The 21,129-nt window shown below is 68.0% G+C and carries 18 protein-coding genes, 1 tRNA gene and 1 pseudogene; 7 read left to right on the top strand and 13 right to left on the bottom strand.

Translation table 11 applies throughout. The features are described 5' to 3' along the window. Positions 1–136 precede the first annotated feature (136 nt). Both BKH33_RS05760 and BKH33_RS05755 read left to right on the top strand, forming a co-directional pair. Positions 137–841 carry a hypothetical protein gene (locus tag BKH33_RS05760; RefSeq protein WP_003784969.1) on the top strand — a complete coding sequence of 235 codons (705 nt, stop codon included), beginning with the start codon at positions 137–139 and terminating at the stop codon, positions 839–841. 110 nt (positions 842–951) lie between these two features. Then, on the top strand, positions 952–1,449 hold the full coding sequence (locus tag BKH33_RS05755; RefSeq protein WP_003784981.1) for a Dps family protein: 498 nt from the start codon (positions 952–954) through the stop codon (positions 1,447–1,449). Positions 1,450–1,582: 133 nt separating this feature from the next. Here the strand turns inward: BKH33_RS05755 and BKH33_RS05750 are convergent, their stop codons facing one another. Further along, positions 1,583–2,200 carry a TetR/AcrR family transcriptional regulator gene (locus BKH33_RS05750; RefSeq protein ID WP_003784977.1) on the bottom strand — a complete coding sequence of 206 codons (618 nt, stop codon included), beginning with the start codon at positions 2,198–2,200 and terminating at the stop codon, positions 1,583–1,585. A 38-nt stretch (positions 2,201–2,238) separates the two neighbouring features. Between BKH33_RS05750 and BKH33_RS05745 the strand changes: the two genes are divergently transcribed. Then, positions 2,239–3,531, top strand: coding sequence for an alpha-amylase family protein (locus BKH33_RS05745; RefSeq protein ID WP_003784968.1), 1,293 nt, complete (start codon positions 2,239–2,241; stop codon positions 3,529–3,531). Positions 3,532–3,645: 114 nt separating this feature from the next. On the opposite strand, the gene BKH33_RS05740 is transcribed toward BKH33_RS05745, so the two are convergent. Next, positions 3,646–4,692 (bottom strand): GlxA family transcriptional regulator, encoded by a 1,047-nt coding sequence (locus tag BKH33_RS05740; protein WP_003784982.1) that lies wholly within the window; start codon positions 4,690–4,692, stop codon positions 3,646–3,648. Positions 4,693–4,860: 168 nt separating this feature from the next. Here BKH33_RS05740 and BKH33_RS05735 point away from each other — a divergent pair, with 168 nt between their 5' ends. Further along, positions 4,861–5,505, top strand: coding sequence for an isochorismatase family protein (locus BKH33_RS05735; protein ID WP_003784974.1), 645 nt, complete (start codon positions 4,861–4,863; stop codon positions 5,503–5,505). A 166-nt stretch (positions 5,506–5,671) separates the two neighbouring features. Continuing rightward, positions 5,672–6,184: a VOC family protein gene (locus BKH33_RS05730; RefSeq protein ID WP_003784973.1), complete on the top strand. Its 513-nt coding sequence runs from the start codon at positions 5,672–5,674 to the stop codon at positions 6,182–6,184. A gap of 32 nt (positions 6,185–6,216) precedes the next feature. Here the strand turns inward: BKH33_RS05730 and BKH33_RS05725 are convergent, their stop codons facing one another. The 11 genes and pseudogenes from BKH33_RS05725 to BKH33_RS05670 form a co-directional block, all read right to left on the bottom strand. After that, a complete protein-coding gene (locus BKH33_RS05725; protein ID WP_003784970.1) occupies positions 6,217–6,717 on the bottom strand; it encodes an NUDIX hydrolase in 501 nt (166 codons plus the stop codon). Between the two features lie 179 nt (positions 6,718–6,896). Next, positions 6,897–8,996: a ferrous iron transporter B gene (gene feoB / locus BKH33_RS05720; RefSeq protein ID WP_076142635.1), complete on the bottom strand. Its 2,100-nt coding sequence runs from the start codon at positions 8,994–8,996 to the stop codon at positions 6,897–6,899. After that, positions 8,993–9,346: a FeoA family protein gene (locus tag BKH33_RS05715; protein WP_043539808.1), complete on the bottom strand. Its 354-nt coding sequence runs from the start codon at positions 9,344–9,346 to the stop codon at positions 8,993–8,995. Before BKH33_RS05715 ends, feoB (BKH33_RS05720) begins: the two co-directional genes overlap by 4 nt. Positions 9,347–9,514: 168 nt before the next feature. Continuing rightward, positions 9,515–10,051 carry a NifU family protein gene (locus tag BKH33_RS05710; protein WP_076142634.1) on the bottom strand — a complete coding sequence of 179 codons (537 nt, stop codon included), beginning with the start codon at positions 10,049–10,051 and terminating at the stop codon, positions 9,515–9,517. Positions 10,052–10,121: 70 nt separating this feature from the next. Next, a pseudogene (feoB, locus tag BKH33_RS05705) lies at positions 10,122–12,247 on the bottom strand (ferrous iron transporter B). Next, on the bottom strand, positions 12,244–12,636 hold the full coding sequence (locus tag BKH33_RS05700) for a FeoA family protein (protein WP_003784286.1): 393 nt from the start codon (positions 12,634–12,636) through the stop codon (positions 12,244–12,246). Before BKH33_RS05700 ends, feoB (BKH33_RS05705) begins: the two are co-directional and overlap by 4 nt. A gap of 395 nt (positions 12,637–13,031) precedes the next feature. Continuing rightward, on the bottom strand, positions 13,032–13,232 hold the full coding sequence (locus BKH33_RS05695; protein WP_003784287.1) for a PspC domain-containing protein: 201 nt from the start codon (positions 13,230–13,232) through the stop codon (positions 13,032–13,034). Between the two features lie 326 nt (positions 13,233–13,558). Next, on the bottom strand, positions 13,559–14,314 hold the full coding sequence (locus BKH33_RS05690) for a type 1 glutamine amidotransferase (RefSeq protein WP_003784289.1): 756 nt from the start codon (positions 14,312–14,314) through the stop codon (positions 13,559–13,561). Then, positions 14,311–15,621 (bottom strand): Mur ligase family protein, encoded by a 1,311-nt coding sequence (locus BKH33_RS05685; RefSeq protein ID WP_003784280.1) that lies wholly within the window; start codon positions 15,619–15,621, stop codon positions 14,311–14,313. Before BKH33_RS05685 ends, BKH33_RS05690 begins: the two co-directional genes overlap by 4 nt. 158 nt (positions 15,622–15,779) lie before the next feature. Next, on the bottom strand, positions 15,780–17,408 hold the full coding sequence (locus tag BKH33_RS05680) for a bifunctional phosphatase PAP2/diacylglycerol kinase family protein (protein ID WP_003784282.1): 1,629 nt from the start codon (positions 17,406–17,408) through the stop codon (positions 15,780–15,782). Positions 17,409–19,341: 1,933 nt separating this feature from the next. Continuing rightward, positions 19,342–19,415 (bottom strand) — tRNA-Pro (locus BKH33_RS05670). Positions 19,416–19,618: 203 nt separating this feature from the next. Here BKH33_RS05670 and BKH33_RS05665 point away from each other — a divergent pair. Both BKH33_RS05665 and BKH33_RS05660 read left to right on the top strand, forming a co-directional pair. Further along, positions 19,619–20,167, top strand: coding sequence for an O-acetyl-ADP-ribose deacetylase (locus tag BKH33_RS05665; RefSeq protein ID WP_003784277.1), 549 nt, complete (start codon positions 19,619–19,621; stop codon positions 20,165–20,167). 42 nt (positions 20,168–20,209) lie between these two features. Then, a complete protein-coding gene (locus tag BKH33_RS05660) occupies positions 20,210–21,088 on the top strand; it encodes an SDR family oxidoreductase (protein ID WP_003784278.1) in 879 nt (292 codons plus the stop codon). Positions 21,089–21,129 lie beyond the last annotated feature (41 nt).

The following is a 21,129-nucleotide window of genomic DNA, read 5'->3' as shown; positions in this document are numbered from 1 at the left end:
GGGGTCGCCCGCCGTCGTCGGAGAGTCGAAAGGTGGAGTGCGGGCGACAAACGTCGAGACACGTTCGTGACCTTCGCGGTAGTGTCGGTGGGTTGGTTTCCGCCGGGTTGAATCCGGCCGACTGGGAGGAGCCCCCGTGGCACGTGCTGAGAAACGCTCCGTGAGCCGAGCCGGGAACCGCCGTCGGGTCATCGCCCTAGGAGGCCTGCTGCTGGCCGGATTGCTCGCCGTGGCCGGCTGCTCCTCGAACAGCTCCAAGCCTGGAGCACATGCCTCCACCGGCGGCGCGGGCTCCGCCGGCAGCTCGACGTCGTCACCCTCGGCCGTGGCCACGGCATCGGGCAGCGCCGGCCCCGTCACGGCGGCCTCCCTCTCCGACTCCCGGCTCGGCTACACCGTCACCAGCATCCCCGCGGGACTGGATGTCACCCAGGTCAAGGTGCTTCAGGACTTCGTGGCCTATGACCAGGTGTCATGGAGACTGTGGGTCAGCGGCGGCCAGGACACCAGCAAGGTACCCGCCGTGACCACCGGCAACCTTCAGCAGCAGGTCTCCGATGACGCTGCCGACATGCTCAGCAAGGGGCAGAAGGCCAAGACCCCGGTCAGGGTCGCGGTCTCCGAGGTCGCCATGAGCGCTGACGGCCAGAGCGCCACCGTCTCCTACTGCGTCGACATGACGAAGGTGACCTTCGTCGACGCGCAGGGCAAGGACGTTACCGAACCGAGTGCCAAGGCGCGGATCTCGGCGAGGAACACGATGGTGCCCGGCAGCAACGGGCGCTGGCTCGCCTCCGAGGAGGAGGAGACCGGCGAGCCGAACTCCTGCTCGGTCGGCTGAGCGGATCGCGCGCATTCGTACTGGTGGGTCCCGGTTCTAAGTGAGGCTTGGCTTGCCTGTGAATCATAAGTAACACCCACAGAGGCTGGCGATGTAGTAAAGTAATAGCCATGAACGCAGACACTATGACTACCCCGTCCATCAACCTCTCCTTCACCGCCTCCGCCGCCCTGAGCGACAACCTCCAGCGCGTCCTGACCGACCTCATCGCGCTCGAGCTCGTCGGCAAGCAGATCCACTGGAACGTCGTCGGCCCGAACTTCCGCGACATCCACCTCAACCTGGACGACGTCGTCGACATTGCCCGTGAGGGCTCCGACGAGGTCGCCGAGCGCATGCGGGCCATCAACGCCGTCCCGGACGGCCGTCCGGCCACCATCGCTGCCGCGACCACCGTCCCGGCCGCCCCCGAGGGCGAGATCCTCACCAGCGAGGGCGTGGCCTACATCGTCTCCGCCATCGAGGCCGTCGTCGCCACCCTGCGCGGTGTGGACGAGGACGTCGACGCCGAGGACCCCACCTCCTCCGGCATCGTCGAGGACCTCATCGGCAAGCTCGAGCAGCAGGCCTGGTTCCTCTCCTCCGAGGTCCGCAAGCCCGTGCGCTGAGCGCCCGAGGCTCGCGCTGATGCGCTGACTCCATAGGCGTGGGGCCCTCCTCCTGGCGAGGCGGGCCCCACGTTCTTGTCTACGTGCCGGACTGCTGGCTCCGCGGTGTCATTCGCCGGGGTGGTCCCAGATCTCACTTCCGCCAGTCGCCCAGGGCTCCCTCCAGGCAGCCCAGCGCCGCGTCGACCAGGCTGTGGCGCTGCTCGTCGGGGCAGCCGGCGTGCACCCAGCGCAGGCAGGCGTCGTCGAGGAAGCCCAGGTAGCCCCAGAGGGCGAAGTCGTCGCGGTGGCCCCGGCTGCCGCCGACCACCTGGGCCAGGGCCGTCACCGCGGCCTCGCGCGCCTCCCGCCTCACCCGGGCCGCCTCATCGCCTGGGTCGTGCCCGGCCAGCACCTGGTAGGTCACCCAGCCGGGGGAGCGCTCGGCGATGAAGTCCAAATAGGTCAGCACCGAGGTCCGCACCCGGTCCCGGGCCGACGATCCCTTCGGCAGAGCGTCGTCGGCCCGCCGGGTGCGCTCGGCGAGCTCGTCGGCGGCGTGCCGGAGGACCTGGGCGTAGAGGCCGGCCTTTCCCGCGAAGTACTTGTGCACCAGCGCCTCGGAGGCCTGAGCCTCCTGGGCGACCTCGGCCAGCGAGACCTCCTCGTACGGGCGGCTCGCGAACGCCTGCCTCGCCGCGGACAGGATCAGCTCGCGGCGCTCGGCGGGATCCATCCGCAGGCGGGGGCGCTTGTCGGTACGGGATGGCACCTTGACATGCTAACGGGTGCGGCGGCACCCTTGGAGACATGACTAGTGAGTCACCTGGAATAAGCCGTCCTGCAGCCCCCGCCTGGATCGACCATGCCATCTGGTGGCAGGTCTATCCCCTCGGCGCCACCGGCGCCCCCGTCCGCCCCGAGCCGGGCACACCCCTGACCGAGCCCGGCGCCCCCGCACGCCTGGACCGCCTGGAGCCCTGGCTCGACTACGCCGTCGAGCTCGGCGCCAACGGCCTGTCACTCGGCCCCATCTTCGCCTCATCCACCCACGGCTACGACACCACCGACCACCTGCGCATCGACCCCCGTCTGGGTGACGACGCCGCCTTCGACCGCCTCGCCGAGGCCTGCCGCGCCCGCGGCCTGTCACTCATGCTCGACGGCGTCCTCGGGCACGTCGGCACCGAGCACCCCCTCTTCCGGGCCGCCCGCGCCGAGGGAGAGGAGCGCAGCCTCTTCCGCTTCGACGACGCGGCTGGCGGTCCCGGCTACGCCACCTTCGAGGGGCACGAGTCTCTGGCCGCCCTCAACCACGACTCCGCCGAGGTGCGCGACCTGGCCGTGCGGGTGCTCACCCACTGGCTCGACCGCGGTGCCAGCGCCTGGCGCCTGGACGCCGCCTACGCCGTCGACCCCGCCTTCTGGGCGAGCGTCCTGCCCGCCGTGCGCGAGCACCACCCCGACGCCTGGTTCATGGGCGAGGTCATCCACGGCGACTATGCCGGCTTCGTGGAGGCATCCACCGTGGACACCGTCACCCAGTACGAGTTGTGGAAAGCCACCTGGAGCTCGCTGGCGGACGTCAACTTCTACGAGCTCGACTGGTGCCTGAAGCGCCACAATGAGCTGCTGGACCGGTTCATCCCGGCCACCTTCGTCGGTAATCACGATGTCACCCGCATCGCCAGCAAGGTCGGGGCCGGCGGGGCGGCGCTCGCCGCCGTCCTGCTCATGACCGTGGGCGGCGTGCCCAGCGTCTACTACGGGGACGAGCATGCCTTCCGCGGGGTGAAGACCGAGACCCTCGGCGGCGACGACGAGGTCCGCCCCGCCCTGCCGGACGCGCCGTCCGAGCTCGCCCCGCAGGGCGCCTGGATGCTGCGGCTCCACCAGGACCTCATCGGGCTGCGACGCCGCCACCCCTGGCTCGTGCGCGCCCGCACCGAGGTCACCGAGCTGGACAACCCGCGGTTGTCCTACGACGCCGTCGGCGAGGAGGGGCAGCGGCTGCACGTGAGTCTCAGTCTGGAGCCGGCCCCCCGCGCCGAGGTCCGCGCGCCGGGTGAGACGCCGCTCGTCGTCGAGCCGCCCGTGGAGTGACGGTCCCTCGCGCTGGCGGGGACATCCGACGCCGTCGGGGACACTTTGCCGCCGGCGTGTACGGGGGCAGAGTTCCTGTTCCCATACACGCAGGATGTCCCCGTCGGTGCGGCCTCAGGCGTTGGCGGGGTCGGGAGAGTCGGTGCGGAACCGGCGTCGGTAGGCCGACGGCGTCGTGCTCAGTATCCGGGCGAAGGCCTGCCGCATGGTGACAGCGCTTCCGAAGCCGCAGACCGAGGCCACCCGCTCGACCGCCAGGTCCGTGCTCTCCAGGAGGCGCTGGGCCTCGCGCACCCGCTGTGCGCGCACCCATGCCGCCGGGGCGGCGCCGGTCGTCTCCCGGAAGGCGCGGATGAAGGAACGGGTGCTCATCCGCGCAGTCCTCGCCAGCCGTTCCACGGGCAGCGGCTCGCCCAGGTGCTCCAGCGCCCAGGACGCCGTGCGGCCGATTGGGTCGTCGTCGGCGCGCCGCGGCACCGGCCGCTCGATGTACTGAGCCTGCCCGCCTTCGCGGTGCGGTGCGATGACGAGCTGACGCGCGACCTCGTTGGCGGCCTGTGCCCCCAGATGCGTGCGCACCAGGTGGAGGCAGGCATCCAGGCCCGACGCCGCGCCCGCCGAGGTCAGAACGTCGCCGTGGTCCACGTACAGGACCGACTCGTCCAGCGCGATCTCCGGGTGCTCGCGCGCCAGCGGCTCGAAGGCCCGCCAGTGCGTCACCGCCCGGCGCCCGCCGATGAGGCCGGCCTCGGCCAGCGGGATCGCCCCCAGGCACAGGCCGACGACGCAGGCGCCCCGTGCATGTGCAGTCTCCAGTAGCGAGCACAGGTCCTCTCCAGCGGGGCGCCCGTCGGCGAACCACGCGGGGACCACGACGATATCGGCCTCGCCCGCGAGCTCCGGCCCACCCAGTCCGCCGAGGATGTAGCCCTCCGAGGTACGGATGGAGGCGGTGCGCGATGACGGGGTGGAAGGCGCCGGGCTTGCGCCTTCTGCGGGACCTGCCGTGTCCTCCGAGAGCGCCGCCGACTCGGAGGCAGTGGCGAACAGTGAGACCTTCCAGTCCGCAAGCCCCAGTCGGCTCACGGTTCCGAAGACCATCTGGGGGATCGACAGATGGAACATGGTGATGCCGTCGAAGGCGTAGACGGCGATGTGCATGCGACCTCCCTGAGCGCTTCCTGCCCTGCGCCGCATCGGCGTGCCTCAACGCCTGGCGTGAAACCATCGTTACGTAGCATATGCGCCACTGGTGGACGTCAGTCCGATCGCACATCCTGAGTGTCACCACGCAACCGCCGCGCCAAGGCGCACACTTTTGGAGGCACCGTGACTGATCGCGATGAGCTGGTCCGAACCGTCCCTCGCAGGGCACTGGTTCTCGTCGACGTACAGAATGAGTACGCCCGCCTGCCGCTGCGCATCCGCTACCCGCGTCTGCGCGACTGTCTGGGGCAGATCGAGCGGGTGCTCGACGCCGCTGAGAAGGCCGGACTCCCAGTGGCCTGCGTGCAGCACGCCGGTCCGCCCGGCGGCGCCATCTTCGCCCCCGGTGGGAAGGGCTTCGAGCTCTGTCCGAGCATCGAGCGTCGGCGGACCCCGCAGTGGAAGCTCGTCGTCAAGCGCCGCGGGTCGATCTACGCGGGAACTGACCTCGCCGCGTGGCTGCTCGAGCAGGGCGTCGACACCGTGACGCTGGTCGGGTTCATGGTGAACAACTGCGTCCTGGCCTCGGCGGCCTGGGGCGAGACGATCGGTCTGACGACGGAGGTGCTCTCCGACGCCGTCGGCGCCACCAACCTGTGCAACCGCGCCGGCAAGGCGGATGCGCGTACGGTTCACACCACGCTCATGGCCCTGCTGCACTCCAACTGGGCGGCGGTGACCACCACCGACGACTGGTGCCGGGCGCTGGCTCGTGACGAGCCGCTGCCGCGCAGCAACCTCGTCGCCTCCGCGATGGCTCCGTTCTGACAGTGCTGTTGACGGTGACAGGGACAGTTGGCGCCGGCGGGTGCCATCGACGCGTACGGGGACAGAGTTCCTGTTCCCGTACGCGTGGGACGTCCCCGGCCGCGGGGCTGACAGCAACGTGGATCGGCCTTGACCCTCACGTAGGGTAAGGGATGAGGCTGCGCGCATGAGCACCTTCAACGCATTCGAGATGAGCCCCGTCCCCGCGCCCAGCGAGGACGCCCAGCCACCCGAGCCCTTCCGCGGCATCTACGGCATGCCGATGTTCGTTACCGTCCCGACGTCGGACCTGGACGCCTCAGTCGACTTCTGGACCGAGGCACTGGGCTTCATCACTCTGTTCAGCATTCCCGGTCAGTTGGTGCACCTGCGCCGTTGGGCCTTCCAGGACGTCCTCCTGGTGCCGACGCCGCAGACGCCCACCCCGGCCGCCGGCCCTTCGATGAGTGTCAGTTTCTCCTGCGTCCTGTCCCAGATCGATGAGATCGCCAAGGCCTGCGAACAGCACCGGCCTGGTAGCGTCACCGGCCCTCGCGTCACCCCGTGGAACTCCTGCGAGGTCGAGGTCAGCACCCCCGAGGGGGTACGCGTCGTCCTCACCGCTGCCAGGCCCCTGGACCCGAAGGGCGCGCAGGCCGACGGCCTGCGGCGCATCGGCATCGAGGTTCCCGAGGCCTGACCGCAACCGCCTCGTCCCTCGTGCGGTCGGCGTCAGGACGCGGGGTGGAATCGCGCGCCCGACGTCGGGTCGGCCAGCCAGGCCTGGGCCGCCTCGATGCGCCCGGGCGTCGATGACAGCAGCGGCTCGGGCAACGCGTCCGGCTCGAACCAGCCCACGTGCGTGGACTCGTCGTCGGCCGCATGGGCGCGGGCCGCGGTGCCGGGACGCGCCCGCCCCACGAAGTTGATATCCATGAACACGCAGTTGTCCCCGTTGGGGAAGGCGAAGGGCTCGCCCGCGGTCACGCTCGTGATCGCCAGCACCTCCACGTCCACACCGGTCTCCTCCAGACACTCTCGTTGGATCGCCACCGCCGGCTGCTCGCCGGGCTCGGGGATGCCGGAGACCACCGCCCACCGCCCGTTGTCGGCGCGCCGTCCCAGCAGGAGCCGGCCGGCCTCGTCGACGACGACAATGCTCACCCCCGGCAGCCACAGCATGTCGTGCCCGATCTTCTGCCGCAGGGAGACGATGAACTCAGGAGTTGCCATGCCGTGAGCCTAGACGATCGCTCGCCACGTAGGAGCCCGGCAGGCGCGGGGTGCTTGCACGCACTCAGCACAACAAAATCTTCATAAACGACACGGCTCCGCGTCGTCTATGAAGATTCTGTCGAAGTGTGTGGGTGCAGCCCGGCCCGGCCCAGTCCGCCCAGCCCGGCCGGGCCCACCTACACGAGCATGGCGACGATGAACCGGGTGATGGCTGCCATGACCCAGGCGGTGACGAACATGTAGCTGTAGGCGATGATCGGCCACTTCCAGGTGCCGGTCTCGCGGCGCATGGCTCCCGCGGTGGCCATGCACTGGAGGGCGTAGACGAAGAACACGAGGATCGCCGCGATCGTGGTGGGGTTGAACAGCTTGTCGCCGGCCTTGTTGGTCAGCGTGTCCTGCTGGTAGGTCATAGTGGCCAGGTGGGCGCTGGGTTCCTCGGGGTCCTCGGCGGCGGCGATCTGGCCGAGTGTGGCCACGAAGGTCTCGCGTGCGGCCAGTGAGGAGAGCACTGCGACGTTGATGCGCCAGTCGAAGCCCAGAGGCTCGAAGACCGGCTGGACTGCTTTGCCCCCCTTGGCGGCCCAGGAGTTGTCCATCGTGTAGGAGGTCTTCTGGGCCTCCAGCAGCTTGTCCAGCTCCTCGGGATCGGTGATGACCTCGCCGTCGTCACCCTTGACGGTGGACGACGACGGGTTCTCCACGGCTGCTGCCACGGATGCGCACTCGGCGTTGGAGGCGCAGTAGGCATTGAACTGCTCCTCGGAGCGCATGGGGACGTTGAGCAGCACCCACAGGATGATGGTGGTCAGGGTGATGATCGTGCCGGCCTTCTTCACGAAGCCCTTGCAGGCGTCCCACACCATGAGCGCGACGGCGCGTGGCCGCGGCAGCCGGTAGGGCGGCATCTCCATGTAGAAGGGCAGGAGCACCCCGCCGCGGTCGGTGAGGCGCTTGACCGCCCAGGCGGCCGTCATCGCGGAGACGGCTCCCAGCAGGTAGAGCGCGAACATGACGGTGCCGCGCGCTCCCAGGGGCCCGATCTTCGCGTCGCCGGGAACCATGATGGAGGTGAGCAGGACGTAGACGGGCAGGCGCGCTGAGCAGGTCATGAGCGGGGCGGCCAGCATCGTGGCCACCCGGTCCTTGGCGCTGGGAAGCGTGCGGGTGGCCATGATCCCGGGGATCGCGCAGGCGAAGGAGGACAGGAGTGCCACGAAGGCCCGCCCCTCCAGCCCGGCCCGGCTCATGATCTTGTCCATGAGGAAGGCCGCTCGCGACATGTACCCCACGCCTTCGAGAAAGGCGATGATGAGGAACATGATGATGATCTGGGGGATGAAGGTGAGCACCGAGCCCACGCCCCCGATGATGCCGTCGCCCAGGAGCCCGGCCAGCAGAGGGTGGGAGTCATCCAGCCAGCTGTGGACCAGCGCCCCCAGCGCGCTGAATCCTCCTTCGACGGCGTCCTGGAAAGGAGCCGCCCAGGTGAAGATGGCCTGGAAGAAGGCGTACATGATGGCGAAGAACACCAGGGAGCCCAGGACCGGGTGGAGGAGCACCCGGTCGACGACGGTCGTCACGCGGTCCTGCTGGGGTGCCTCATAGTCGGCGGCGGCCAGGATCGAGTCGGCCCAGGAGGCGACTTCGCCGGGCGTCGTCGGCGGGGCCAACGGTGGGCGCTGCCAGTCGACGACCTCGGTGAGGCGCTCGCGCAGCTCGGGAAGGCCGATGCCGCGATTGCCGACCACCCGTACGGCCGGGATGCCCAGGGCCTGTCCCAGGGCCGCCACGTCGAGGCGTCCGGAGCGCCGCGTGAGCTCGTCGGTCATGGTGACCACGAGGCAGGTGGGCAGGTCCAGGGCGAGGGCCTCGGCGACGAAGTTCATTCCCCGCCGCAGCGTGGTGGCATCGATGACGACGACCAGGGCGTCGGGGACGGAGACGGTCTCCGAGGCGTCGGTGAGCACGTCGCGCACCACCTGCTCATCGGGGCTGATCGGGTCCAGGGAGTAGGCGCCGGGCAGGTCCTCGATCGTCAGGGTCGTATCGCCGATCTTGCAGGTTCCCAGTGAACGGGTCACGGTGACGCCCGGGTAGTTGCCGGTCTTGGCGTGCAGACCGGTCAGGGCGTTGTAGATGGAGGTCTTGCCTGCGTTCGGGGCACCCGCCAGGGCGATACGCCGGGACCCGGCCACCAGCGTCTTGGCGCTGGAGGAACCGCAGTGGCAGTCCGAGGCGCCGGGGACCTCATGCGTGGAGCAGTGGTCGCTCATCGCTGCTGGTCCTCTCGCGCGGGCTCAACGGTGTCGTCGACCTTGGTGAGGGTCTCGACCTGAATGATGCGGGCCTCGTGACGGCGCAGGCACAGCTCGTAGTCGGTCACGCGGTAGACCACCGGGTCACCCAGCGGGGCCCGGCGCAATGGTGTGACGACCCGGCCAGGGATGAAGCCCAAGTTGCTCAGCCGCCTGACGATGGGGGCGTTGGCGGCGTCCTCCAGAAGACCGACGATCCGGGCCGCGGTGCCCAGGCGCAGGTCGGAGAGGGATTGTTCTGCTGGAGGCGGGGTGCCTGGGGTACTGGCAGGGGCCGACATGCTGTGGTGTGAGACTGCAGTCGCCATGATGTCCTCGGAATTCCTCAGAGTTCTGTGTCTGTCGTCGATCTCGATGCAGGAGATGCGTATCGACATTGACAGTCTAAGGTAAGGCTTCTCTATCGTCAGGTGTTCGGAGTGTGCCTGACACAGATCAGGGGAGCCGCACCGGGCGGTGGGGCAGGGCGAGGTCGGCTAGGCGTCGACCCGGCGGACCTCGTCCAGCCAGGGGCAGCGGCGTCGCAGCAGGTGCTCGAAGCGCGCGTGCATCGTGATCTCTGCGGCTGGGCACTCGTCGCAAGCACCCTCCATGGCCACCTCGACGACGCCGTCGTGCACCGAGCGCACCACGAGCGCGCCCCCGTGGCTGTTGACGAAGGACCCCAGCGACCCTCCGGCGATCTGCCGGGCGGCCGCCTCCAGGGCGTCGTCGGGTCCGAACTCATGGGCGGAGGCGTCCCCCTCCCAGGACCCCGGGGCGCCCAGGGCGTCCACCAGGGCGCTGCGCACCCGGGCTCCTTCCGTTCGCCAGCTGTGACCGGGGCCCAGGAGGGTGAGCACCGCGCCACCATCGACCCGGACGGACTTCAGAGTGCCGTCGTCGATGAGCGCCTGGAGCATCGCCGGGGCGTGGGCCACCTCCCCGGTGAAGGGCAGCAGGCCGTCGGGGACGACCCATCTCAGGACGTCGGGGTCCGGCGTCGTCATCGGGTGCGTGGGAATGACGGGCACGGCTGCCTCCCCTTTCCTGAGTGTCCGGCCATCTGCCTGGTCATGGATGTCACTCTTGGTGTCGCGGCGATCATATGAAGAAGGCCACGAATGCGTGGGTGATCGCTGCCATCACCCAGGCGGTGACGAACATGTAGACGAAGGCGATGATCGGCCACTTCCAGCTGCCGGTCTCGCGGCGCATGGCTCCCGCGGTGGCCATGCACTGGAGGCGACGAAGAACACGAGGATCGCGACGACGGTGGCCGGGTTGAACAGCTTGTCGCCGGCCTTGTTGGTCAGCGTGTCCTGCTGGTAGGTCATAGTGGCCAGATGGGTCGTGGGCTCCTCCGGGTCCTCGGCGGCGGCGATCTGGCCGAGTGTGGCCACGAAGGTCTCACGCGCTGCCAGCGAGGACAGGGTGGCCACATTGATGCGCCAGTCGAAGCCCAGTGGCTCGAAGACCGGCTGGACTACCTTGCCCCCCTTGGCGGCCCAGGAGTTGTCCATCGTGTAGGAGGTCTTCTGGGCCTCCAGCAGCTTGTCCAGCTCCTCGGGATCGGTGACGACCTCGCCGTCATCGTTCTTGACGGTGGACGACGACGGGTTCTCCACGGCGGCCGAGATGGCGGCGCACTGGGTGTTGGAGGCGCAGAACGCCTCGAACTGGGCGTCTGAGCGCATGGGGACGTTGAGCAGCACCCACAGGATGATGGTGGTCAGGGTGATGATCGTGCCGGCCTTCTTCAGGAAGCCCTTGCAGGCGTCCCACACCATGATGAGGACCGTGCGCACGCGCGGCATGCGGTAGGGCGGCATCTCCATGTAGAAGGGCAGCAGGATGTGGCCGCGGTCGGTGAGCTGCTTGACCGCCCAGGCGGCCGCCATCGCGGAGACGGCTCCCAGCAGGTAGAGCGCGAACATGACGACGCCGCGTGCCCCGAAGGGACCGATCTTGGCGCCGCCGTCGACCGTCAAGGAGATCATGATGACGTAGACGGGCAGACGCGCCGAGCAGGTCATGAGCGGCGCCCCCAGCATCGTGGCCACCCGGTCCTTGGTGGAGGGCAGCGTGCGGGTGGCCATGATCCCGGGGATCGCGCAGGCCAGCGAGGACAGCAGCGCCACGAAGGCCCGTCCCTCCAACCCGGCGACGCTCATGACCTTGTCCATGAGGAAGGCCGCTCGCGACATGTACCCCACGCCCTCCAGGACGGCGATGATGAGGAACATGATGATGATCTGGGGGATGAAGGTGAGCACCGAGCCCACGCCCCCGATGAGGCCGTCGCCCAGGAGCCCGGCGATGAGTGGATGGGACGCGTCGAGCCAGCTGTGAACCAGCGCCCCCAGCGCCCCGAAGGCGTCCTCGATGGCTCCCTTGAAGGGCTCGGCCCAGGTGAAGATGGCCTGGAAGAAGAGGAACATGATCGTGAAGAACACGATGGTGCCGGGGATGGGGCGTAGCAGGACCTTGTCGATCGCCGAGGTGATCTGGTCGCTCTCGGGCGGTAGGTAGTCGGCGGCGGCGAGCACCGAGTCGGCCCAGGACGTGATCTCGTCGGGGTCGGTGGGTGGCGGCAGGGGCGTGCGCTGCCAGGTGGCGACCTGGGCGAGCTGGGCGCGCAGATCGGGCATGCCGATGCCTCGGTGTCCGATGACCCGTACGGCCGGGATGCCCAGGGCGTGTCCCAGGGCCGCCACGTTGAGCCGGCCCGTGCGGCGGCTGAGCTCGTCGGTCATGGTGACCACGAGGCAGGTGGGCAGGTCCAGGGCGAGGGCCTCGGCGATGAAGTTCATGCCGCGCTGCAGCGTGGTGGCGTCGACGACGATGACCAGGGCGTCCGGGGCACTCACCGTGGTCGAGGTCCCGGTGAGCACGTCGTGGACGATCTCCTCGTCGGGGCTGATCGGGTCCAGGGAGTAGGCGCCGGGCAGGTCCTCGATCGTCAGGGTGGTGTTGCCGATCTTGCAGGTTCCCAGGGAGCGCTGGACGGTGACGCCCGGGTAGTTGCCGGTCTTGGCGTGCAGACCGGTCAGGGCGTTGTAGATGGAGGTCTTGCCTGCGTTCGGGGCACCCGCCAGGGCGATGCGCCGGGACCCGGCCACCAGCGTCTTGGCGCTGGAGGATCCGCAGTGGCAGTCAGCGCCCTCATGGGGGTGCGCATTGTGGGGCGGCTGGCCGGTGGCCTGCTGCGAAGTGTTGTGGGTGCTCACGGCATCTCTCCTGTCGTCTGCTCCGTGTCGGTGGCCGCGTGCCGGCCGGCCGGCCTGGGCTGAAGGATGATGCGCGTCTCGGCCTCGATGGCGGTGACCTCAACGAGCCTGGCCTCCTGGCGGCGCAGGCACAGCTCGTAGTCAGAGACGCGGTAGACCACCGGGTCACCCATGGGGGCGCGGCGCAGCGGCGTGGCGATCCGACCGGGGACGAATCCCAGGTTGCGCAGGCGCTTGATGAGGGCCCCGCCGACGCCGTCGTCGAGTAGGCGGGTGATGCGTCCGCTGGTGCCGGGGCTGAGATCCGACAGTGCGAGGGTGGCTGCACCCGGCTCGGGAACGTAGGCGTTTCCGGCGGAGGCACGGTGTCGTGGAACAGCAAATGCCATGGTGTCCTCAGATCGACAGTGGACTTCGTCGATGGCAGTGTAAGGCAGTGCTTCTCTATCTCGCAGGAATTCAGGATGGCTCTGCGTCAGCGTCGACGCCTCCCTCTGGAGATATGGCAGGGACGGGTGTGCGGCGCACCGGAACTCGGACATGAGATTGTCTGTACTCTCCGAACCAGATGGCCGGTAATGGGGTGGAGGTGTATAAAATACGTTCAGGCCACTTCGTGCTCCCCCAAGATGTCATTCTTGTCGGAGCACGAAGTGGCCGGTTGTCAATGTGTCGAAGTAGTTGGGATGGGTTGCTTCACCCCGGGGTCGGGAGCGGGCTCATGCCTCACGGGGCTCCCTGAGGGATCGAGGTGTTCGGGAGTGTTTGGAGAGGTGGGGAGGGGTTAGCGGGCGGTGGGGTCGGGCATGTTCTGGGCGCCCAGGTAGTAGACGTAGCCGAGCGGCACGACGAAGAGGAAGAAGGTGATGCGAACCAGCCAGGCGTTGACGTTCCACTTGTCGGCCAGGCCTCCGCAGACGCCGAGCCAGATCCTGTTGGCGGAACGTGCGGGCCAATCGAAACCTGAAGAATTCTGTGCTGTCATGGCAGACATTCTGCAATGTCTGAGCGCATGATGTCACGTTGTGGTCTCGCCCTGAAAAAATCAATGTCCAATAAGGGGGAGGTGGCATGTTGGGTGGGTCTGGAACGAGATTTCGATGAAATTCAGAAGCAGAAGCGTTGTACCGGTTTTTTCTGGATTCTATATGGTTGACCCCAGAAAATACTCAGCGTCCAATAAGGGTGACGAGAGTCTCCCCCGTTTCTTGGCTATTAGGATCGATGTCGCTTTCCAAAATGGGCGGTGGGACCTGCGTCACGGCGGCAGGTCCCACCGCCCTTGCGGTGGTCTGTGTGGGCGTCAGGGACTCAGCGGGGTCGTGACATGGCCACGGCGCGGGCACGCTCGGCCCAGGTGTCATCGAGCGGTTCGGGCTCCCAGGTGGCGCCACTGTGCTCAACGGCGCGGGCCAGCAGCCAGTCGGCCACGGCCGGGTTCTTGGGCAGCAGGGAGCCGTGCAAGTAGGTGCCGATGACGTGGTGAACGCGTCCGCCTTCGGTGCCGTCCTTGCCGTTGTTGCCGTCTCCCATGCGCACGGTGCCGAAGGGGTGCGCGTCCGGCCCCAGGGTGGTCAGGCCGGAGTGGTTCTCGTAGCCGATCACCGCGCCGAAGTCCTTGGTGTCCAGGGTGATGTTGCCGATGAGGCGGGTGTCGCCGGCCACTGTATGAGTGTCCATGAGGCTGATGCCGGGGATCTCCTGGCCCTTGGCGGTGGTGAAGCCGTGCCCGAAGAGCTGGTAGAGCCCGCAGATCGCCAGCATCGGGATGCCGTCGCCGGCCCATGCCTTGAGCGTGGGGCCGACCTTGAGCAGATCCTCCTTGATGCGGTCCTGGCCGGAGTCCTGACCGCCGCCGCCCACGAGGATGTCGATGTCGCGGGGCAGCTCGTCTTCCGGGTCGTAGGAGAGGAGCTCGACGTCGTAGCCCTGCCACTGGGCGCGCCGCGCCAGCACGAGCGTGTTGCCCCAGTCTCCGTAGATGTTCATGTCCCGCGGGTAGAGCTGGAGCAGGCGCAGGCTGCCGCGGGCGGGACCGTCGGTGGTGTGCTCGTAGCGCGCGGTCATGACATGACCTCCTCAACGTCTGTCATCTCGCCCAGGATCGAGCGCAGGGCCAGCATGGCGGTGTAGGTGGTGAAGATCCGCATCGGGCGGTCGGCGTCAGTGGCGGCTCGGCGCATGAGGGCCACGGCTTTGCGCAGGTCGGGCTCGACGTCGGTGACCTCGACGTCGTCGTAGCGCAGCCGCAGCGCCATGTCCCAGGCCCGCACCCCGGTGACAACGGCGACCCCGTTGGCGCGCAGGGCGGTGAAGTCGACGTCCCACAGCCAGGACATGTCCCGGCCGTCGGCGTACTCGTCGTTGATGGCCACGACCACGACCTCACCGGCCTGCGCCTGGGCGGCCGCTGAGAGCAGGCCCATGCGGAAGCCGGCCGGGTTCTTGACCAGGGAGAGCTGGACGGGGCGACCGTCCAGGGTGAGGACCTCGCCGCGGCCGAAGGCGGCCTGCACGGTGCCCAGGGTGGCGAGCAGGCCGGGCAGGTCGGCGTCCTCGCCCAGCACCTCCAGGACCACACCGAGGGCGGCGCAGGCGTTGAGCAGGTTGTGAACACCGGGGATGGCGAAGTCGACCTCGTGGGAGGCTCCGTCGACGCGGACGGTGGCGCGCTGGCCGTTGATGGCCTCCAGGGTGACGCGGGGGCCTGGGCCCTCGCCGCGGTCCCGGGGGCTGGCCAGGCCGGTGCGCAGGTCGTCGTCGGACAGGAACAGGGAGCGCAGGTCCTCGCCGGCGCCGAAGGAGACTACGCGGGCGGTGACGTCCTCGAGGAAGTCCGGGGCGGCCAGGCGCGGGTCGTCGCCGTTGAGGACGACGACGTCGCTGGTGGCCTTGGCGATGGAGTGCAGGAGGGAGGCGGTGTAGTCAATCTCGCCGAAGCGGTCGAGCTGGTCGCGCATGACGTTGAGCAGGAGGCAGGCGCGGGGGCGGACCTGGGCCACGAAGTGCACGGCGTGGGCCTCGTCGAGCTCGAGGACCGCGATGTCGGCGTCCAGGTTGCCGGCGGCGTCGACCTCGGTGAGCAGGGCGGCGAGCACGCCGCGCACGAAGTTCGAGCCGGTCCGGTTGGTGAAGACCTTGAGGCCCTGCTCGCGCAGGAGCTGGACCACCATCTTGGTGGTGGTGGTCTTGCCGTTGGTGCCCGAGACCACGATGACGCCGCGGGGCAGGCGGCTCAGGGTGCGCTCCAGGAAACCGGGGTCGGTGCGCTCCATGACCAGGCCGGGGAAGGCGGTGCCGCCGCTGCCGCCGCCGCGCATACGGGCGGCCAGGCGCGCTGTGCGGCCGAGGGCGACTGTGAGTCGAGAACGCATGGAGCTCCTGCTGACTGAAGTAGGGCCGCACCGAAGATGCGATCGGGGTGTGTTGCCCGTAGGGGCACCGGCTGTGCGCCAGTCTAGGGCAGTGGGCCTGTCACAGACGCGTCACGATGCTCACGTGAGAGACGCGGAGGAAGGACGAGTCTGCCGACTCACCGGGGAACGACGACGTGCAGGGCACTGTCCTGGACCTCGGCGCGCAGGGTGCGGGTGGAGCCGGCCGTGTCGCCATCTAGCTCGAAGGGGACGGGGCGGTCGGCCTCGATGAGGACCTTTCTGGCGCGGGTGAGCGTGAAGCCCTCCATCTCCTGACCGGTGAGGATCTGCGCTCCCAGGCGGGCCCAGTCCACGACCTTGCCGGGGTTGGCCAGGAGCAGGTCCACCATGCCATCGGTGGGGACGGCTCGAGGGAAGAGCGTCATGCCCGCGGTGATGGTGCCGACGTTGCCCATAAGAGCCATGACCATCTGGCGGCGCTCAGGAGGTGCGTCGTCGAGCGTGATGGTGGCGGTGAAGGGGTCGGGGACCGCGTTCTGGACGGCGGCCACCGCGTAGGCGCCCGAGCGGATGACCTTCTTCAGGCCCGAGTCGGTGGACTCCATGATCTGGGCGTCCAGTCCCATGCCTGCCATGACGACGAAGCGCTCCTCACCGTCGTCGAAGGTGCAGGTCACCATGTCGATGGGCTGCAGGCGGCCGTGCAGGGCGAGGCGGATGGCGGCGTCGGTGTCCAGCGGGATGGACAGGTTGCGCGCCAGCAGGTTGCCGGTGCCGGCGGGGATGAGGGCCATGGGCATCTCGGTGCCCGCGAGCTGGGAGGAGACGGCGCGCACAGTGCCATCGCCGCCGGCCACCATGACCAGGTCGACGCCGGCCTCCAGGGCGCGGCGGGCCATGGAGCGGCCGGGGTCGTCGGGGGTGGTCTCCAGCCAGACGGTGGGGCGCCAGCCGGTGGCGCGCACCTCGGCGGCGACCCGGCGGCGCAGGAGCGAGAGGTCGTCGAACTTGGTGGGGTTGTAGATGACGGCGGCGCGCTTCTCGCTGCTGGCACGTGACAGACGGCGGTTGACCCAGCTGGTGAGGATCGCGTCAATGCCGCCGACCCACAGGGCCAGGTTCGCGAAGGCGGCCCCCAGGAGGAAGCCGCCGATGAGGTCACTGAGCGTGGCCAGGCCCATGTACCACTGGCTGACGGCGGTCATGACGACGGCGGCGTAGCCCAGAACGGTGCCGGTGGCGACCATGGTGCTGCGGTGATGGGCGCGTGCGAGGGTCACCAGAACCCAGGAGGCCAGGGTCATGGCGGTGACGTGCGCGTTGGGGTAGGCGTGGGCGAAGGCGGCGATCGAGTCGGCGAAGGCCGCCCCCGGGGTGGGGCGCGCCAGGTGCAGGGCGATGAGGAACTGGACGGGGATGCCGGTGGCGGCGATGGCCAGCGAGACGCTCAGGCGGCGCATGCGGCCGGTGTAGGCGTAGACGACCCAGGTCGCAGTGACCGCGAGGACGATGAGAGGGTGGGTGAGGATCGCGAAGGCCTCGGCGAGCTGGCCGGCCGCCGAGCGGGGGTAGGCAGCGGGGGCGGGCAGGAGCAGGTCGAGGCCGAACGGGCCGCCGGAGGAGCTTGGATCGGTGTTCGGGGCCAGTGGGCCGGGGGCGCTCAGCCGGGTCCAGGCGATGAAGGACAGGGCGAACCCGATGCTGAGGACGGCCTCGACATACTTCAGGCGCAGCGGGGGGCGCGAAGAGAGCGAATCGACGGCGTCGCGTCGGGGTCTGATCACGCTCGCTCGTCCTTTCCGCCGGTTGACCGTCCGGGAGGCAGCCTAGTCGGTGCGGCTGTGGGCGGCATGTGTCCGGGATGTGGGTGCGAGACGGAGAGCGCGCTGGTTCTGGACGGCTCTGACGGCTGGAAGTGGTCTGCCTAATCTGCTCGCTATCCATGACCCGGGCCCAGCCCGAGCAGGCTTGCAGCCTGGGGATAGGGGTACAGGAAGCTAGAGAACCGCCTCCACTGGGTCCAAGACGTCGTCTTCGGTGAGGGTCATCACCGGCTGCGTACCTCCGACGGGCCTAAGGTCATAGCCTTCCTAAAGAACCTGGCCATCAGTCTTATTCGCCTCTTCCGCGGTCCCGGCAACTCCATCTCACCGCCACCAGATCTCTGGCAGGACGCCTCAAACGAGCATTCAAACTACTCACCCGACCACCCGCTAAAACTGATTTTGCCGGTCTCCTGAGTGAGTGGTGCATTGGTGTCGCATTATGAGGACGAATGAGCCGATAGGGGATCGGAGCGGGTGTGAGGTGTGAATAGCGACTTGACTTCGGTGAACTGCCCCCATGCTGGGTGCGCCATCTCTCTCCATGGGTCCATCAGAGCTGCTGTGGCGTGGCGGCAAGTTGTCTAGCAATTGACGATGACTGCTGTCAAGAGGGATCGTCCCCCATAACGCTCCATGGATTTGTCGTCTAGCCTATTTGTGTCGGGCAACAGAGTGCGGTAGATGGGAGTTCGAGATATCAAAATACATGTAATCGACATGTATGTGCTGACGTCGGTCGCCCGCTCTGATCTCTGTGGCAACAATTCCGTAGTGACGGCGCATGAGTCTCTACAACACAATCAAGCGCTTGTTATTTGATGTGAGCGCCCGATGTTGGAGTGGCGGCCATTGACTGTTTGGTTACTGAGCTGTGGAGAATGCCTGATGACGCCGGCTGAGAAACCATCAAGAATAGGAGGACACCCTCATGCAATCGATCAAGCGACACCTTTTCAGGGCAGTAGCACTCGGTTCTGCACTGATTGGCGGGTTGGCTGTTGCGGCGCCGGCATCAGCGAACTCATTTGGGCCGACTGACTATGGGACAGACGGCCGTGCAATGATTAGTTATGATGATGCTAGGGATTTGTTTTGCATAGAATCTCATGACCCTGACGGAACAAATTATTATGTTGCGACAGTAGATTCTGACGCAGGTCCAAGTTATGGCCAGTTTGTTCGGAACGGTTTAACGGACTGCGTAAGTTTCGAGACGGCATATGAAGACAGTAAGGTTCTCTTCGAAATAATGCCGAAGGCGGGAGAAATTCCCACTGAGGTAACTTTCTACAGTTAACAGTTGTCGGATGATAGGCGGCCAATTCGACGATCGCGAGTCAACAACTGTGTTGTCGGCCGCCGCATCAAGGCACGAACCGCTCTGGGAGCGCACTGCTCAGGTATCGGCGAGCACCTAGGTCGTCGCCCAGCGTCTCGGGCACCTCTCCTGGTGGGACGCATCAGGATTCCTTGCCCGTTCCGTCGACCTCGTTCGCACGACCTATGGTGGGGTACTGCGAGTGTGGAACTTGGACTCGACGGCAGCCTGACATGCGCTCGAGACGGCGGTGTCACATCGAGCCGGCAATGTGACGCCGTCGTCCCGGCGCCAGAAGGTCCGAGCTTGTAGAGACTGCCGAATGATGCCCTGACTGCCACGAATTCCAGCAAGAACAAGCAAAAACCCACCTCACGGAATGTCCATGATGTGGGTGTGAGTGATGGCTCCTTGGTCGGGATGCTTAGGCCTTCGGTCTTTCGGCCCGCTCCTCTTCGAAGACCTCATGAGCAAGCTCATGAGGTCTTCTCATCGTCGGGGTATTCGGCCTGGCGGCCTCTTACCCCTTCCTCCTCGGACGTCTCACGAGCAAACTCGCGGACGTCCTCGTCGTCGGGGTGGCGGGATTTGAACCCACGACCTCTTCGTCCCGAACGAAGCGCGCTACCAAACTGCGCCACACCCCGTGTGCAGCAGGCGACAGCATAGCCTCCACCCACCGCAGGGAGGAAATCGGATCCGCTGAGTCGTCCGTCACGTCGGTGTTCGCTCCCTCCTGAACTCGGTTGGCCTCCGACGGCGCCCGTGTCAGGCTGCCCGTGACCGGTTCGAGAGCCCGCAGAGCCCACAGTGACCGGCTCGAGTACTCACCGCGGAACAGAGGAGCATCATGCGCATCGAGGCCGTCGTCGGCGACATCACCACCGAGAATGTCGACGCCATCGTCAACGCCGCCAACAGCACGCTCCTGGGTGGCGGGGGAGTCGACGGCGCCATCCACCGCGCCGCCGGCCCCCGCCTGCTCGAGGCCTGCCAGAAGGTACGTGCCACCGAGCTGCCCGACGGCCTCCCGGTCGGCCGCGCGGTGGCCACGCCCGGATTCGACCTGCCCGCCACCTGGGTCATCCACACCGTGGGTCCCAACCGTCACGCAGGTGAGGATGACCCTGTCCTGTTGCGTGCCTGCTTCGACGGCTCCCTGGAGCTCGCCATCCAGCTCGGGTGCTCCTCCATCGCCCTGCCGGCCGTCTCCGCCGGCGTCTACGGCTGGCCCATCGCCCAGGTCGCCGAGATCGCCGTCGCCGGGGCCCGCGCCGTCGAGCAGCGCTCCCACACCGATCCTGACGCCGTCGGCCGCCTGGGGCTCATCCGCTTCGTCCTGTCCTCGCAGGCCAACCACGAGGCCTTCGCCCGCCGGCTCGCGAGCGTCGAGGACTGACACGGCCGGTCCGCCGGCACCTCCCCTTCTACACTCGCTGCCATGACCACCGAGGCTCACCATGAGAACCACTCCGACGACCAGGTCGGCCCCGGAGGCCGCGACCTGCTGCCCCTGGCGGGCCGGACGGTGCTCGTCACCGGTGTCAGCCGCCGCGTCGGCATCGGCCACGCCATTGCTTGCCGCGCCGCCGACTACGGGGCGAGCATCGTCGCCCACCACTATCGCCCGCATGACGTCTCCCAGCCGTGGGGAGCCGACGACGTCGAGGCCGTCATGGCCTCCATCCGCTCCCACCTGGTCGGTCCGGCCCAGCTCATCGACGTCCCCGCCGACCTGGCCGCCCCCGGGGAGCCCGCCCGCGTCGTCGAGCAGGCTGTAGCCGCCGCCGGGCACCTCGACGCCCTCGTGTGCAACCAGGCCATGAGCAGCCCCGATGGGCCGCTCAGTGAGATGACCGAGGCTGTCCTGGACGCTCACTGGGCCGTTGACGCCCGCGCCTCCATCCTCCTGGCGCAGGCCTTCGCCGCCCAGGAGGGCTTCGCCGTGCCCGCCTCACCCGGCCTCGGGCGCCGCCGCGGCGCCATCGTCTTCCTCACCTCCGGTCAGGGCCTGGGACCCCTGCCCGGGGAGATCGCCTACGCCGCCGCCAAGGCCGCCATCGCCGGCGTCACCCTGACCATCTCCGAGGAGCTCATCGACGCCGGTATCACCGTCAACACGGTCAACCCCGGCCCGGTCGACACCGGCTACGTCACCGAGGAGATACGCCAGGCGACAGCAGCCATGTTCCCCCAGGGGCGCTGGGGCGAGCCGGACGATGCCGCCCGCCTCATCACCTGGTTGCTCACCGATGAGGCCCGCTGGATCACCGGGCAGGTCATCAGCTCTGAGGGCGGCTTCGCCCGCTGGCGCCGCTGACGGCGTGCCGAGGCCCAAAAATCGACCAAAACTTCATAGAT

The organism is Actinomyces naeslundii (assembly GCF_001956585.1).
GTDB lineage: Bacteria > Actinomycetota > Actinomycetes > Actinomycetales > Actinomycetaceae > Actinomyces > Actinomyces naeslundii.
Note: the sequence above shows the minus strand (reverse complement) of the source record. Positions and strands in the feature narration are given on the sequence as shown.

Bases quoted from the DNA above. Each gene is read 5' to 3' on its own strand.
- BKH33_RS05755 (WP_003784981.1), top strand. From the start codon at position 952: ATGAACGCAGACACTATGACTACCCCGTCCATCAACCTCTCCTTCACC.
- BKH33_RS05745 (WP_003784968.1), top strand. From the start codon at position 2,239: ATGACTAGTGAGTCACCTGGAATAAGCCGTCCTGCAGCCCCCGCCTGG.
- BKH33_RS05740 (WP_003784982.1), bottom strand. From the start codon at position 4,692: ATGCACATCGCCGTCTACGCCTTCGACGGCATCACCATGTTCCATCTG.
- BKH33_RS05730 (WP_003784973.1), top strand. From the start codon at position 5,672: ATGAGCACCTTCAACGCATTCGAGATGAGCCCCGTCCCCGCGCCCAGC.
- BKH33_RS05725 (WP_003784970.1), bottom strand. From the start codon at position 6,717: ATGGCAACTCCTGAGTTCATCGTCTCCCTGCGGCAGAAGATCGGGCAC.
- feoB (WP_076142635.1), bottom strand. From the start codon at position 8,996: ATGAGCGACCACTGCTCCACGCATGAGGTCCCCGGCGCCTCGGACTGC.
- BKH33_RS05715 (WP_043539808.1), bottom strand. From the start codon at position 9,346: ATGGCGACTGCAGTCTCACACCACAGCATGTCGGCCCCTGCCAGTACC.
- BKH33_RS05700 (WP_003784286.1), bottom strand. From the start codon at position 12,636: ATGGCATTTGCTGTTCCACGACACCGTGCCTCCGCCGGAAACGCCTAC.
- BKH33_RS05695 (WP_003784287.1), bottom strand. From the start codon at position 13,232: ATGACAGCACAGAATTCTTCAGGTTTCGATTGGCCCGCACGTTCCGCC.
- BKH33_RS05690 (WP_003784289.1), bottom strand. From the start codon at position 14,314: ATGACCGCGCGCTACGAGCACACCACCGACGGTCCCGCCCGCGGCAGC.
- BKH33_RS05685 (WP_003784280.1), bottom strand. From the start codon at position 15,621: ATGCGTTCTCGACTCACAGTCGCCCTCGGCCGCACAGCGCGCCTGGCC.
- BKH33_RS05665 (WP_003784277.1), top strand. From the start codon at position 19,619: ATGCGCATCGAGGCCGTCGTCGGCGACATCACCACCGAGAATGTCGAC.
- BKH33_RS05660 (WP_003784278.1), top strand. From the start codon at position 20,210: ATGACCACCGAGGCTCACCATGAGAACCACTCCGACGACCAGGTCGGC.